Here is a 14,068-nt window from a genome sequence, read left to right as displayed (position 1 = left end):
CCCTGCGCCAGCTCACCTACTTCTGGCCCACCGCCATCGGCGGGCGCCGCCCCGACATCCAGGCCCACAAGGCGCCCCTGGTCGGCGCCGCCGCCCGGCGCTTGAGCCTGCCCACCGACCGGGCCACCGTGCGGGACCTGGCCGCCGAGGTCGAGTGGGCCAAGGTCACCATGACCCTGCCCGAGGACTACGCCCAGGCCGCCATCGCCGCCGGCCGCACCGACGTGGCCGGGCAGGAGGCCGCCACGGTCGCCCAGGTCCTGGCCCTCTACGAGGAGGCCAAGAGCGAGCGCGGCGTCATCGACTTCGAGGACGTGCTCCTGCTGACCATCGGCATACTCCTGGACCGCGAGGACATCGCCTCCCAGGTGCGCGGCCAGTACAAGCACTTCGTCGTCGACGAGTACCAGGACGTCTCCCCGCTCCAGCAGCGCCTGCTGGACCTGTGGCTGGGCAGGCGCCGCCAGCTGTGCGTCGTCGGCGACGTCTCCCAAACCATCTACTCCTTCACCGGGGCCACCCCCGCGTTCCTGACCGGCTTCACCACCCGCTACGAGGACGCCCGCACCGTGCGCCTGAGCCGCGACTACCGCTCCACCCCGCAGGTCGTCTCCCTGGCCAACCAGGTCCTCGCGCGCTCGCGGCGCGGGGGAGATGGCCCGCGCCTTCCCGCCGGCGCCGTCGAACTGGTCGCCCAGCGGCCCAGTGGCCCCGCCGTGCGCTTCAAGACCTACGACGACGACCTCGCCGAGGCCGAGGGCGCCGTCGCCCAGGTGCGCCGCCTGCAGGCCACCGGGGTCCCCCTGAGCGAGATCGCGATCCTGTACCGCACCAACTCCCAGTCCGAGGCTTTCGAGCAGGCCCTGGCCGGAGCCCAGATCGGCTATCTCGTGCGCGGCGGCGAGCGCTTCTTCGAGCGCGAGGAGGTCAAGCGCGCCATGGCCGTCATCCTGGGGGCCGCCCGCACCGAGAAGGCCACCCTGACCGGAGACCTCGGCCAGGATGCGCGCACCGTCCTGTCTCGCGAGGGGTGGAGCGAGGAGCCGCCCGCCCCCCGCGGAGCCGTGCGCGAGCGCTGGGACGCCCTCAACGCCCTGGTGGCCCTGGCCGACGAGATGGCCCAGACCCGAGGCGCCGACCTCGACGCCTTCCACACCGAGCTGCGCGAGCGCGCCGATGCCCAGAACGCCCCCACCGTCGAGGGCGTCACCCTGTCCTCTCTGCACGCCGCCAAGGGCCTGGAGTGGGACGCCGTCATCCTCGTGGGCGCCTGTGAGGGCCTGCTGCCGATCTCCCTGGCCGAGGGGCACACCGCCATCGAGGAGGAACGGCGCCTGCTCTACGTGGGCGTCACCCGTGCGCGCGAGCACCTCATCATCTCCTACGCCCGAGCCCGCAACGCCGGAGGCCGAGCCTCCCGAAAGGCCTCCCGCTTCCTGGACGGCCTGTGGCCCAACGCCCACGGATCCCGAGACGCCTCCCGGCGGCAGAGCCGCCAGTCCGCCAGGGAGCGCTCCCGGCAGTCCGCCGCCGACTTCGAGGCCAACAACGACCCGCGCACTATCGCCCTGTTCGAGGAACTGCGGGCCTGGCGCTCCCAGATCGCCAAGGAGCGCTCCAGGCCCGCCTACACGGTCTTCGCCGATGCCACCCTGCGGGACATCGCCGTCGTCAAGCCCACCAGCCTGCCCCAGCTCTCCCTCATCCACGGCGTGGGCGCCAACAAGCTCCAAGAGTACGGCGGCCAGGTACTCGCCCTCCTGCGGGACTTCGAGGCCGGCGGCTGAACAGCGCATGCCCTCGCGGGCGACGGCGCTCGGGCATCGCTCACAGCTGCGAGCACAGGCACTCGGGATGGCGCTGCCAGGCCTGGCGCCGCCCCAGGGGATCCCGGCCGTCGACCTCGACCGAGTGCGTGGCCCACCAGAGGGCGGAGCCTCCGGTCGGATCGCCGGTTCCGCTGCAACCGCCCGCAGCATCCTCGACGGGAGGCGCCTGACCCAGGAGCGTGTCGACGACGGCCCGAGCCGCCAGCGCCGCCGACTCGTGCAGGACCAGGCGCTCGACGTCGGGCATCGGCAGGGTGCGCATCTGCGTGGCCAGTGCCGGCCAGCACGGATCGGCGTCCCGCTCCCACAATTCCAGGCAGGTCGAGCACGGGCCGCCGCTACCCAGGACCGGGCCGACGCGAACCCCTGCCTCACCGACGACGACCGGCAGATGGATGATGCCCTCCTGGGCGAGCCTGCGGGCCAGCAGTGGCTCCACTACATGCGCATCCACCGTCACCATGACATCGGGTCGAGTGCGTAGCGGAGCCCGCGTCCTCAGGGCGGGGAAGCGCGCCGACAAAAGCGGCTCCAGACCGCCGTCCTTGGGGGCTCGCGTGGACAGGATCGTGCCCACCCCGGCCTCCGCCAGCCACAGGGCGGCCTCCTGGGCCAGGGCGCTGACGCCGTGAAGCGCTAGGACCGCTTGGGATAAGGCCGCTCCACGGCGCTTGGCATCGGCGCCCAGCCGGTCCCAGTAGACGCCGTCGGCCCCGCCGAGCTCGCTGGTCGCCGAGGAGACCAGGGCGCCCTGCCTCTCCAGCTCCTCCACGATCTGGCGTGCCCGCGTCATGGGCACCCGGCTGCGCCTGGCGGCCCGGTAGACGCCACTGGACTCCAGGGAGCGGGCGAACTCGTCCAGCAGCCGCTGCTCGGCCGGGCTCAGATCGCCGACAATGGTGCGCCGCGCGGGGCTCGTGCCGATCTGGCTGACTCCCTGCTGGCGCCACAGGATGGCGCACCCGCCTCGAATACGCATCGTGCCTCCTCAAGCCTCCCGGCGTCCTCGCCAGGACGTGGGAACCCTCGGTCCCGACTACCGCGTTGAGACCCGATCCGAGAATGGCACGAGCCAGTTCGAGGCGGCCAGAGGCGACCACGGGCCTGTGGATAACTCTGCCGGGCGCTCAGCGGGCGGAGCAGGTGGTCAGGCCGGAGGTGTTGCCCGAGGCGATCGCCTCGGTAGCGGTGACCGCCTCATGCAGGGTGCTCACGGCGAAGACCTGCATCCCCTCGGGCTCATGGTCCTTGACCTCGTCGCAGTTGCTCGCTGGCGCCAGGAAGAACTTCGAGCCGGAGTTGCGGGCCCCCGCCATCTTCTGCTGGATACCGCCGATGGGGCCGACCTGCCCATCCATATCGATCGTCCCGGTCCCCGCGATGTCCTTGCCACCGGTCAGGGAACCGGGGGTGATCTCGTCGACGACCCCCAGGGCGAACATCATTCCGGCACTGGGCCCGCCGACGTCGGACAGGCCGAAGGTGGCTTCCACCGGGCTGTCCACCGAGATCTTGAGGTTCAGCCCCAGCAGCGAGCCGGTGGTCCCCTCCTGCGGGGCGATCGTGGTGAGCGCGGCGGAGACCTGCTGCTCGCCGCGGCGCACGCCGAGCGAGACCCTCGTCCCCTCGGGGATGGTGGTCATCAGCTCGCGAAGCTGGGAGAAGGAGGAGATGGCGGTCGTCTCGCCGCCCTCGGGCGTGATGGACTCCAGGACGTCGTCGGCCTGGACCTCGGTGGAGGTCTGCTGCTTGGTCACTTCGGTGACGGTCAGGCGCATGGACGTGGCCAGGCCGGTCTCGATGAGTGCGGCGATGACGGCCGAGTCCTGCGAGGCGGTCATCTGGGCCTTGCCGGTCTCCTCGACCTGCTCGGCGCTCTGGTCCCGGGGGCAGACCTCGTTGCGGTCCACGATCCGCTTGTCCGATGAGAACCATGCGGCGATGAGGTCCGCGGTCGTCACCGGGTATCCGGGGCAGCCCGACACGGAGACGGTCGTCATCCGTAGGGCGCCTTCGGTCGGATAGGTCTCAGTGCCCGTGACCTTCAGCACGTCCTGGTCCGACGACGAGCCGTTGTCCAGCACGTTCCAGGTGGGGCCGGGGGCCTCGATGACCACGTTAAGCGGCACCATGAAAATGGCGACGACCAGGGCGACAGCCAGGACGAACGCTCCTGCGGCCACGGCGCGCCGCAGCCTGCGCCGGTGCCAGTCCGGCTCGGGAAGGTCTTCGTCGAGCTCCTGCGGCAGGTCGACCCGGTCGATTCTGTCCTCGTCATTCTCCCGGGGCGGCTGGGGAAGGTCGGAACCGGTCGAGTCGGCCGCGTCGGCGGCGCTGTGCTGGTCTGGGTGCGTCACGCGCTCATCATGCGACATCTTCCATGGGAAGACAGACGATTATCGATACGAACTTGGCACGAAGTCGACACGATGACAACACGGCAGGGCGGGAGCGCGGATCGGAGAGGCATCTGGCACGCCGTCGGCGAACGGAGCATGGCCCCTGTACAGGAATGGGTGCGACCATAAGGCCGTTAGTGACGATGTCCAGATAATGTTGTTCCAGCACCACCCGGCGAGAGGAAAGCCCGTGAGCGAGGACGCCTTCGACGAGCTCGAGAAGATGCTCGCATCACTTTTCGGCGAGCAGATGGCATCCGACGCCGTCGGGGCTCTGCGTTCATCCGGGGTGGATCCAAGCGCTATCGCCCAGATGCCGGGCGTGGGGGACATCTCCCAGCTCAGCCCCGGCCAGCTGCTGGCCATGCGCGCCCAGTTCCAGCAGATGTTCTCCGCCTCCACCACCGAGCCGGTCAACTGGCAGATGGGTCAGGAACTGGCCCTCCGGCAGGCGCGCGGCGACGGCGACCCCACGGTGACCGCCACGGTCGCCGACTCCACGCGCCAGGCCCTTCAGGTGGCCGACCTGTGGCTCGACACCGCCACCGAGCTCATGCCCGCCCCCGGGCAGCGGGAGGCCTGGAGCCGCAGCACCTGGGTCGAGCGCACCCTGCCGGTGTGGAAGGACGTGTGCGCCCCCGTGGCCGAGGCCGTCACCGCCGCCCTGGCCCGCACCCTGGAGAAGCAGATCCGTGAGATGCCCGCCGAGATGGAGCAGGCCGCCCAGCAGATGGGGGCGCTCGGATCCATCATGCGGACCATGGCGGGCACGGCCTTCGGACTCCAGATCGGCCAGGCCATCGGAGAGCTGGCCAAGGAGGCTCTGGGGGCGACGGACACCGGTCTGCCGCTGACCCGCGAACCGGGCACCGCGCTGATTCCCGCCAACGTGTCCGCCTTCGCCGAGGGCCTGGAGGTCGATGAGGACGAGGCCCGCATGTTCCTGGCGGTGCGCGAGGCCGCCACCGCCCGTCTCTACGCCCATGTGCCGTGGCTGCGCGGGCAGGTGCTCCAGGCCGTGGCCGCCTACGCCCGGGAGATCCGCATCGATACCGAAACCCTGGAGTCGGCGGTGGCCCAGGTGGATCCCAACGACCCCGACGCACTGCGTGAGGCTCTCGAGAGTGGACTGTTCGCACCCCAGGAGACACAGGCCCAGCGGGAGGCCCTTGAGAACCTGGAGACGCTGCTGGCCCTGGTCGAGGGCTGGGTCGAGGTGGTCACCGCCCGTGCCGCCTCACCCCATCTGCCCCACCTCATGGCGCTGGCCGAGATGATGCGCCGGCGCCGGGCCCAGGGCGGGGCCGCCGAACAGGTCTTCGCCCGCCTCATCGGGCTGACCTTCCGCCCCCGCCGGGCCCGGGAGGCCGCCGAGCTGTGGTCGCACCTGGGCGCCCAGGCCGGCGACGTCGAGCGCGATGCCTTCTGGAACCACCCCGACGTCATGCCCACCGCTTCCGAGCTCGCCAACCCCAGGGACTTCCTCACCATGCGGCGCATGGCCCAGGACATCGACGCCGAGATCGACGCCGACCTGGCCTCCCTCCTGGACGGCACCCTCGGATACGCCGAGGGCGCCAAGGAGGCGGACGAGAACAGCCCCGAGGGGCTCGGGGACCGGATCTCCCCGTCCTCCGCCGAGACCTCGCAGGAGCTGAACGAATCCGCAGCCTCTGACAGCGCCGACGATGATTGGCCCGACGGCGCGGACTCGGACCGCCCGGAAACGGACTGAGAGCGGGAAGGGTCGCGCGATGGCGCCCGCCCTCCCGAGATCGGGGCCTACAGGTCGGGGTCTACAGGAAGGTCGTCGCCAGCGCTTCGACCAGCCCCGGTACCAGCTGCTCGCCCTGGTAGACGGAGGCGTCGTCGTCATGGGCGCGTGAGCGCAGCGCGCACCAGGACTCGCCGCTGCGCAGGACCCCCACCACCATGCGGATGTCCTCACGGTCGGGGCGCGCCTGGAGGAAGGCGAGGCGCTCGGTGGCGTCGGTGATGGCGTCGGCCTCCTCCTGCGCCGCAGGGGGCAGGACCAGGCGCTCGACGCTGATGGCCGCTCCGTGGACGGATTCGGGCCAGGCCAACTGGGCCAGCAGATGCTCCAGGTCCGCGGCGGCCGGCAGGCCCTCCTGCTCCACAACCGTGAGCAGCTCGAGGTCGGTGCGCGCTTCCTCCACGGCGGAGGCGTCCAGGAACTCGGCCAGGTCCGGGTCGGTCCGAAGGGCCTCGGCGGTGCGCGCCAGGGCGAAGACGCGCACCGGCTGGTCCCAGCCGAAGGCCGCCACGTGGACCTCGGTCTCCGCCACCGCACGGGCGAGGGCCCGACTCCGGGGAGAGGCGGACCGAACCCCATTGGCCGCAGAGGTCCCGGGAGCCGAAGCGGGGGAGGGCTCGGAAACGGCTCGACGCGAGACGGAATCGGGGTCGGGCGGCGGGGTGGGCGTATCGTCAATCACGGGGCCATCGTCTCACCGGCGCCTCTGACGGATCGAATGACACGGCCCCGTGTGCACGGCTTTCGCGCTGCGGCCGGCCGGAAGTCGGCTTCTCGCCTTCTCGCCCCGAAGAAGGTTTATGGACGCGTCGATGGTGTGTGGGACGATGGCCCGAGCGGCCCTTCCGGCCGATGGCGCCGCGCTGGACCATGCGCGGGGCAGCGTAACAACGTACGTCAGACAGGGAGCAGGATCGTGAGTACCACGCCCGATGACGAGTCCCGGGACTCTTCCTCCGACGAGTCCTCGAGCACGTCTTCCGGCTCGTCCCGGCAGAAGAAATCCTCCAGTGACAGGACAGGGCTGTTCGGCTTGGGGCGCTTCGGTAGAGGCGGGATCCGCCCTCCGCGCGCACCGCGCAGCAGGACCGCGCGGCGTCGTCCCGGGCCCCTGGCGCTGACCATCTCGATCATCGCCGCGATCGCCGTCATCATCGGCATCATGTCGCAGGTGTGGACCGAGGTCCTCTGGTACAGCCAGATCGGCTACGCCCGCGTGTTGTGGACGCAGTGGATTGCTCTCATTGTCCTGTTCCTGGTGGGGTTCGCCGTCATGTTCGGAGCCGTCTTCGTCTCGATGACGGCGGCCTACCGGGCCCGGGAGATCGGGGTGCCCGACGACGAGGCCACCCGTAACCTGGAGGCTTACCGCACGGTCATCGAGCCCCTGCGACGGCGCCTGACTTGGGCGGTGCCCGCTGTGCTGGCTCTGTTCGGCTCGGCCTGGGAGCTGGCCCCCAGCTGGCGCGAGGTTCTCCTGGCCTTCAATGCGCAGTCCTTCGGCGTCAAGGATCCCCAGTTCGGTATCGACGTCTCCTTCTACGTCTTCATTCTGCCCGCCGTGCTGATACTCCTCTCCTTCCTGTCGGGCGTCGTCCTGTTCTCCGGGGTGGCCTCCGTCGTCGTCCACTACCTGTACGGCGGCATCTCCGTGGTGCGCAGGCCCCACTTCACCAAGGCGGCCCGCATCCACCTGGCCGTCTTCCTGGCGCTGTACGCTGTCATCCGGGCGGTGGGCTACTGGCTGGGGCGCTACAGCGCCCTGTACGCCTCCAACTCCAAGTTCGACGGCGCCAACTACACCGACGTCAACGCGGTCATCCCCGCCAACGCCATCCTCGCGGCGATCGCGTTGGCAGTGGCGATCCTCTTCATCGCCTCGGTGCGCTCCAGCTCCTGGCGCCTGCCGATCATCGGTGTGGTCGTCATGATCGTCTCCTCGCTGGTGGTGGGCACCGCCTACCCGCTGGTGATCCAGAACTTCGTCGTCGACCCCAACGCCCAGCGCCAGGAGGCGGAGTACATCCAGCGCAACATCAACGCCACCAAGGCCGCCTACGGCCTGGAGAACGTGGAGACCACCAACTACGACGCCACGACGACGGCGACGGCCGGACAGCTGGAGAAGGACGCGGAATCCACCGCCTCGATCCGTCTGCTCGACCCGGGCCTGGTCTCACCGACCTTCCAGCAGCTCCAGCAGAACAAGCAGTACTACTCGTTTGCGAACCGCCTCAACGTGGACCGCTACAAGTTGGACTCCACCAGCCGGGATACGGTCATCGCCGTGCGGGAGCTGAACCTGTCCGGCCTCGGTGAGGGGCAGCAGACCTGGGTCAACGAGCACACGGTGTACACCCACGGCTACGGCGTGGTGAACGCCTACGGCAACACGGTGGCCTCCGGCGGCTACCCCTCCTTCTGGGAAGGCGGTATCCCGTCCAAGGGGGACCTGGGCGAGTACGAGCCCCGGATCTACTTCGGTCAGTCCTTGCCGTCGTACTCCATCGTCGGCGGCAAGGATAACGGCTCGCCGCGCGAGCTGGACTACCCCGATGACGAGTCCAAGACCGGCCAGGTCAACACCACCTTCTCCGGCAACGGTGGGCCGAGCGTATCGAACCCGCTCAACCGGCTGCTCTACGCCGCCAAGTTCCAGGAGGCCAACATCCTCTTCTCCCAGGAGGTGCGCGAGGGCTCCCAGATCCTCTACGACCGGAACCCGGCCACGCGCGTCTCCAAGGTGGCCCCCTGGCTGACTCTGGACAACAGCCCCTACCCGGCCGTCGTCGACCATGATGACAACCCGGCCACGCCCAAGCGGGTGATGTGGATCCTCGACGGCTACACCACCACGAACAACTATCCCTACTCCCAGCACGAGTCGCTGGCCAAGGCCTCGGCCACCGCCAACGGCCAGGGCGGACTGCTCGGGGCGCCGGAGGAGTCCAACTACGTGCGCAACTCCGTCAAGGCCGTCGTCGACGCCTACGACGGATCGGTCAAGCTCTACCAGTGGGACGACAAGGACCCGATCCTCAAGGCCTGGGAGAAGGTCTTCCCCGGCTCGGTCACGCCCATGAGTCAGATGAGCGCCGACCTCATCGCGCACATGCGCTACCCGGAGGACCTGTTCAACGTCCAGCGCACGATGATGGCGAGCTATCACGTCAACGATGCCGCGGAGTTCTACTCCGGTGGTGACTTCTGGAAGATCCCAGATGACCCGACCACGACCAACCAGGACCAGCAGGCCCCCTACTACCTGACCCTCAAGATGCCGGGCCAGGATCAGGCGACCTTCTCCCTGTCCAGCGTCTACATCATCGGCGGAAACACCAACCGCAACGTGCTCACCGGCTTCCTCGCGGTGGACTCCGAGACGTCTCCCGGAACCGGGAAGAAGGGCGAGCGCAGTCCCAGCTACGGCAAACTGAGACTCCTGGAGCTGCCGAGGTCATCGAACGTCTCCGGGCCGGGCCAGGTCCAGAACATCTTCGACTCCAACCCGACGGCCTCCACGACCCTGAACCTGCTCTCCCAGCAGGGCTCCCAGGTCATCAAGGGCAACCTGCTGACGCTGCCCGTGGGAGGCGGCCTGCTCTACGTCCAGCCGGTCTACGTCCAGTCCTCATCCGGTACGCAATACCCGCTACTGCGCAAGGTGCTGGTCTCCTTCGGAGACAACGTCGGCTTCGCGGATACCCTCTCCGAGGCGCTCGACCAGGTCTTCGGCGGCAATTCCGGGGCGACGACGGGGGAGCAGGCCGTTAACGGGGATGCCGGCGCCGCCAATGACACCAATGAGTCCACCGATGGCAACAATCCGACGGCGGGCGGGGGAGCGGCCTCGCCGGCCCCCAGCGCCGAGACCACGGCCTCCGCAAGCGCACCGGCGTCCCAGTCCGCGGACCCGTCGGCCTCCGGAGCCTCGGATCCGAAGGCGGAACTCAGTCAGGCCCTGTCGGACGCCCAGGCCGCGATGACCGATTCGGACAACGCCAGGAGCAAGGGCGACTGGGCCGCCTACGGTGAGGCGCAGAAGCGCCTCAGCGACGCCGTCAACCGGGCCGCCGTCGCACAGCAGAAGATGGGCTGAGCGCACTGCCTGCAACATGAGGACGTGCCCTGCCACCCGCCTCACCGGGCGGTGAGCAAGGGCACGTCCTCGCTATTTGCCCTGAGGGCGCGACGGAGCCTAAGGTTGGTCTCGCCAACGCGGGGTGGAGCAGTTCGGTAGCTCGCCGGGCTCATAACCCGGAGGTCGCAGGTTCGAATCCTGTCCCCGCTACCACTCCAGAGGAGCCCAGTCCTTCCCAGGACCGGGCTCCTCTGCTCTGTCTGTGCGGAGGATTGTCGGTTGGGGTTGTGGGTTGTCTGCGCGCTCGGCGGATCTGTGCGAAACTCAAGTATGGCGAAGAAGCACCCCACCATGGACCGTTCCCTGTACGAGGCCGAGCTGCTGAGGCTACAGGCGGAGCTGGTCGAGATGCAGGAGTGGGTCAGGGCCACTGGAGCCCGCGTCGTCGTCATCTTCGAGGGGCGTGATGCGGCCGGCAAGGGCGGAGCGATCAAGCGCATCACCGAGTACCTCAACCCGCGCATCGCCCGTGTGGTCGCGCTGCCCGTGCCCACCGAGCGCGAGCGCACCCAGTGGTACTTCCAGCGCTACATCGCGCACCTGCCCGCTGCTGGTGAGATCTGCCTGTTCGACCGCTCCTGGTACAACCGCGGCGGCGTCGAGCACGTTATGGGCTACTGCACCCCGGAGGAGCACCGGCGCTTCCTCCAGCAGTGCCCGGTCTTCGAGAGGATGCTCGTCGACGACGGCATCCTGCTGCGCAAGTACTGGTTCTCCGTGCCCCAGAAGGAGCAGTACAAGCGCTTCAAATCGAGGATGACCGACCCCATGCGCCGATGGAAGCTCTCGCCCACGGACCTGGAGGCTCTGCCCCGCTGGGAGGACTACTCGCGCGCCAAGGACGAGATGTTCGTCCACACCGACATCGACTCCGCCCGCTGGCACGTCGTGGAGTCCGCGGACAAGCGTAAGGCGCGCATCAATATGATCCACCACCTGCTGGAGTCCATCCCCTACCAGCACGTGGAACGCCCAGAGATGAAGTTCCCGAAGAAGGCCTCATTGCCGTCAACGGGCTACCGCCGCACGGATCGTTCCCTCCAGAGCGAGGTGCCCGACTACGCTGCCACTCTCAGTGAGTCTGAGGTACCCGAGCGCTACGTGGACCTCGAGGACCAGGGGATCGGTTAGGGAAGCCGCCCCAGGCGCTCCAGCTCCTGGAAGACCTGGCCGACCGGCTCGCGGACGATGAGGTCGGCGCGGGAGTCGTAGGGAGTAGGAGTCGCGTTCATGAGGACCAGGCGCTTACCGGCGTAGTAGTCGATGAGGCCCGCCGCCGGGTAGACGACCAGGCTCGTTCCCGCCACGATGAGCAGGTCCGCCTCCGAAATCGCCCGGACGGCGCCCTCGAGGACATCGCTGTCCAGCATTTCGCCGTAGAACACGATGTCCGGCCGCAGCACCGAGTCGCATTCGCGGCAGCGGGGAACCGCACCGGAGCGGGCGTCGTCGACGTCGGAGAGCGAGAATCGTTCGCCGCAGCCGGTGCAGATCAGGCGCGACCAGTTGCCGTGCAGCTCGAGGACCCGCTCGGAGCCCGCTCGCTGGTGGAGGCCGTCGATGTTCTGCGTGACCACCGCCGACAGCCTCCCGGCCCTCTCCAGGTCGGCCACGAATCTGTGGGCGGCATTGGGGGCGACTCCCTCGCGGGCGTTCTCCTGGGCGAACCACTCCCAGTAGGCCCGCGGGTTCACCGTGAAGAAGTCGATGGAGAGCACCTGCTCCAGGGGGATCTCGCGGTCCTGGTGGTAGAAGCCCTTAGCGCCCCGGAAGTCCGGGATGCCGGACTCCGTGGAGACCCCGGCGCCGCCGAAGAAGACGACGCGCTTGGATTCCGCGATCCACTGGGCGAGCAGGCCCCATCGGCTGTCCTGTTGGTCCATGCACCCCAGCCTAACGCCGGAAGCCGCCCTGGCAGGGGCGGAGGCGGAACCCGTCGCGACGCCAGACGAGGTACAGGCTCAAGGCGCACGTGAGAGTCGACAGCGTCCCGGTGGCATAGCGCTCGAAGGCGCTGGCGGTGATGAAGAGATTGAACACCGAGGCGATAAGCAGCCACAGGGTCGAGACGTACACGATGCTGCGCGCGGTGCGATCACGTAGAGGACGGCGCAGCAGGCCGCCGTACCTGAGGTACGCCAGGGCGCAAGCTGACCAGGTCAGGAAGAAGGCCAGGTTGAGCGGCCTGAGCATGGGAGGGGAGACGGTGTAGGCCCCGCCCAGGACGAACCGTCCCAGAGGAAGACCCAGGGCCAGTAACAGCTGCAGTACACCGTTGGCGAGGAAGGAGGCGGCGCACACAGCCGCGATCACGGGTGACCTCATGAGAGCGACTGTATCGGTCCGCATCCTGACAACGTGAAGAATCGAGGGGTAGGTAGACAGCTCAGCGTTGAGTTAGGTTTCAGTGGATTGGCCGGTAGTTGGTGCGATCGGCCTCGGTCACGTCCCGAATCACCCGAGCCGGGTTGCCCGCAGCGATGACACCGGGTGGAATGCTGCGGGTAACAACGCTGCCTCCTCCGACCACACTACTCGAGCCAATGGCCACGCCGGGGAGGACCGTGACGTTGCCACCGATCCAGACGTCGTCGCCAATCGTGATCGGACGAGCTCGGCAGGCGCCGTCGGCGCGCTCACGAGGATCCAGCGCATGGTTGGAGGTGTACAGGCCGACCTTGGGGCCCAGAAGCACATTGTCTCCGATGGAGATGGGGGCGCCGTCGAGCATGACGCAGTCGAAGTTCGCAAAGAAATGGGAGCCGAGGTGGATATTGCGTCCGAACTCGCACCGGAACGTCGGCTCGAGGTTCACTTCGCGGCCCATCGACCCCACGATCCGACGCAACAAGGCCTCACGTTCCTCAGCGGGCCGACCGTAAGAGCGATTGTAGACATCAATGGCCTGGACGGCTTCGACCCGAGCTGCAATGAGTTCGGGTGTCAGGTCATCGTACATCGCGCCAGTAGCCATATGAGCGAATTGCTCCGTCAGGTTCATGCTGACCGGTCCTATTTCCTGCTGTGTCGGTTCATCGTCTCAAAGAGACTAGACCCGATGCGGTCTCGTGGGTGATGGCATGGGATCCGGGTAAGAAATCGAGCGATTACTACCGCCCGATTTCCCGGATATCCGGGGTGTTGATCTCAGCCTCTTTGCAGGACGCCGAGCAGAACGGCAAGGGCCCAGACCGACGGCGGAATGGTTTGGATTGTGGTCCGCCAGATCTGGGCTCTTTGCGCGCTCGCCCAGAAGAAGAGGCTCAGATACCGAAGCCGACCCGGCGGGGCTCGGCCTCGCCAAGCTCCACGTACGCCAGAGACCCGGCCGGGACGAAGACCTTGCGCCCCTTGTCATCGGTGAGGGTGACGGCCTTGGTCTCGGCGTCGGCCACGGCGGCCAGCACCTTCTCCTGCGAGTCGGAGGTCTCCAGCGAGAGCTCGCGGCTGGCGTGCTTGATTCCGATCGTGACCTGCATGGGACTCCTTCGCATCATCTGTGTGCCGTATAGAGCGGCGTGCCGCCCGTCGGGGAGGGGCGCGAACCTGACCTGATCCTAGAGGCGCAAGGATGCGCCCGACGCCCGAGCGCCCTGGGAACCGCGCCGTTTCGCGTCACGCGGACATGCGAGTCGCCGACTTCCGAGGAGGGAAGGGCCTCATCGGCGGTGACGATCGTTTAACGACGCACGCTCATCTCAGTTGCTCGTGGTGAGATGGTCCCATGTCCCAGGACCCCGTCCGTCTCCTTCCGCCCCCCGAGGCACCGGAGCTCCCCGCTGCCGACGCCGATGGGCAGCGGGTCCTGGATCGCGTGGCCGAGGGCACCAACGTCGTCGTCCTGGGCGCGCCGGGGACCGGCAAGACGTCGCTGGCCCTGAGACTGCTGGCCGAGACGGTCCCCGGTGGTCGGGACGCCGTCCTG

General features: G+C 68.4%; 11 protein-coding genes, 1 tRNA gene and 1 pseudogene. 6 read left to right on the top strand and 7 right to left on the bottom strand.

Translation table 11 applies throughout. The features are described from left to right. Positions 1-1,787, top strand: a 1,787-nt coding sequence (locus tag HMPREF0975_RS01640) for an ATP-dependent helicase (protein ID WP_083840666.1), incomplete at its 5' end; no start/stop codon positions are given. A 40-nt stretch (positions 1,788-1,827) separates the two neighbouring features. On the opposite strand, the gene HMPREF0975_RS01635 is transcribed toward HMPREF0975_RS01640, so the two are convergent. Further along, on the bottom strand, positions 1,828-2,808 hold the full coding sequence (locus HMPREF0975_RS01635; RefSeq protein WP_009232358.1) for a hypothetical protein: 981 nt from the start codon (positions 2,806-2,808) through the stop codon (positions 1,828-1,830). 148 nt (positions 2,809-2,956) lie between these two features. Beyond that, positions 2,957-4,204, bottom strand: a complete 1,248-nt coding sequence (locus tag HMPREF0975_RS01630; RefSeq protein WP_009232357.1) for a YlbL family protein — start codon at positions 4,202-4,204, stop codon at positions 2,957-2,959. A 214-nt stretch (positions 4,205-4,418) separates the two neighbouring features. Between HMPREF0975_RS01630 and HMPREF0975_RS01625 the strand changes: the two genes are divergently transcribed. Further along, the gene (locus tag HMPREF0975_RS01625; protein WP_009232356.1) at positions 4,419-5,963 is read left to right on the top strand and encodes a zinc-dependent metalloprotease; all 1,545 of its coding nucleotides are present in this window, start codon (positions 4,419-4,421) and stop codon (positions 5,961-5,963) included. A gap of 61 nt (positions 5,964-6,024) precedes the next feature. Here HMPREF0975_RS01625 and HMPREF0975_RS01620 read toward each other — a convergent pair whose 3' ends face one another. Then, positions 6,025-6,534 (bottom strand): PPA1309 family protein, encoded by a 510-nt coding sequence (locus tag HMPREF0975_RS01620; RefSeq protein WP_156808144.1) that lies wholly within the window; start codon positions 6,532-6,534, stop codon positions 6,025-6,027. A gap of 384 nt (positions 6,535-6,918) precedes the next feature. Between HMPREF0975_RS01620 and HMPREF0975_RS01615 the strand changes: the two genes are divergently transcribed. The 3 genes from HMPREF0975_RS01615 to ppk2 all read left to right on the top strand — a co-directional run bounded on the left by HMPREF0975_RS01615 (position 6,919) and on the right by ppk2 (position 11,274). Further along, a complete protein-coding gene (locus HMPREF0975_RS01615) occupies positions 6,919-10,101 on the top strand; it encodes a UPF0182 family membrane protein (RefSeq protein WP_009232354.1) in 3,183 nt (1,060 codons plus the stop codon). Positions 10,102-10,219: 118 nt separating this feature from the next. After that, positions 10,220-10,296: transfer RNA gene (locus HMPREF0975_RS01610), tRNA-Met, on the top strand. A gap of 138 nt (positions 10,297-10,434) precedes the next feature. After that, entirely contained in the window at positions 10,435-11,274 is an 840-nt protein-coding gene (gene ppk2 / locus HMPREF0975_RS01605) for a polyphosphate kinase 2 (protein ID WP_009232353.1), read from the top strand. Here the strand turns inward: ppk2 and HMPREF0975_RS01600 are convergent. The 4 genes from HMPREF0975_RS01600 to HMPREF0975_RS01585 form a co-directional block, all read right to left on the bottom strand. After that, positions 11,271-12,026 carry an NAD-dependent protein deacylase gene (locus HMPREF0975_RS01600; protein WP_009232352.1) on the bottom strand — a complete coding sequence of 252 codons (756 nt, stop codon included), beginning with the start codon at positions 12,024-12,026 and terminating at the stop codon, positions 11,271-11,273. The two genes, ppk2 and HMPREF0975_RS01600, sit on opposite strands and share 4 nt — an antisense overlap. Before the next feature lie 10 nt (positions 12,027-12,036). After that, positions 12,037-12,468 carry a hypothetical protein gene (locus HMPREF0975_RS01595; protein ID WP_049939313.1) on the bottom strand — a complete coding sequence of 144 codons (432 nt, stop codon included), beginning with the start codon at positions 12,466-12,468 and terminating at the stop codon, positions 12,037-12,039. Positions 12,469-12,547: 79 nt separating this feature from the next. Then, on the bottom strand, positions 12,548-13,144 hold the full coding sequence (locus HMPREF0975_RS01590; RefSeq protein ID WP_009232350.1) for a sugar O-acetyltransferase: 597 nt from the start codon (positions 13,142-13,144) through the stop codon (positions 12,548-12,550). 262 nt (positions 13,145-13,406) lie between these two features. After that, a complete protein-coding gene (locus tag HMPREF0975_RS01585; RefSeq protein ID WP_009232349.1) occupies positions 13,407-13,622 on the bottom strand; it encodes a DUF3107 domain-containing protein in 216 nt (71 codons plus the stop codon). A 245-nt stretch (positions 13,623-13,867) separates the two neighbouring features. Between HMPREF0975_RS01585 and HMPREF0975_RS15965 the strand changes: the two are divergent. Further along, a pseudogene (locus tag HMPREF0975_RS15965) lies at positions 13,868-14,068 on the top strand (hypothetical protein); the annotation flags it as partial.

Source organism: Actinomyces sp. oral taxon 849 str. F0330 (assembly GCF_000239715.1).
GTDB lineage: Bacteria > Actinomycetota > Actinomycetes > Actinomycetales > Actinomycetaceae > Actinomyces > Actinomyces johnsonii.
Note: the sequence above shows the minus strand (reverse complement) of the source record. Positions and strands in the feature narration are given on the sequence as shown.

What these genes read in the sequence shown, in the direction of transcription:
- HMPREF0975_RS01630 (WP_009232357.1), bottom strand. Translation starts at nt 4,204, where the DNA reads ATGTCGCATGATGAGCGCGTGACGCACCCAGACCAGCACAGCGCCGCC.
- HMPREF0975_RS01595 (WP_049939313.1), bottom strand. Translation starts at nt 12,468, where the DNA reads ATGAGGTCACCCGTGATCGCGGCTGTGTGCGCCGCCTCCTTCCTCGCC.
- HMPREF0975_RS01600 (WP_009232352.1), bottom strand. Translation starts at nt 12,026, where the DNA reads ATGGACCAACAGGACAGCCGATGGGGCCTGCTCGCCCAGTGGATCGCG.
- HMPREF0975_RS01635 (WP_009232358.1), bottom strand. Translation starts at nt 2,808, where the DNA reads ATGCGTATTCGAGGCGGGTGCGCCATCCTGTGGCGCCAGCAGGGAGTC.
- HMPREF0975_RS01585 (WP_009232349.1), bottom strand. Translation starts at nt 13,622, where the DNA reads ATGCAGGTCACGATCGGAATCAAGCACGCCAGCCGCGAGCTCTCGCTG.
- ppk2 (WP_009232353.1), top strand. Translation starts at nt 10,435, where the DNA reads ATGGACCGTTCCCTGTACGAGGCCGAGCTGCTGAGGCTACAGGCGGAG.
- HMPREF0975_RS01590 (WP_009232350.1), bottom strand. Translation starts at nt 13,144, where the DNA reads ATGAACCTGACGGAGCAATTCGCTCATATGGCTACTGGCGCGATGTAC.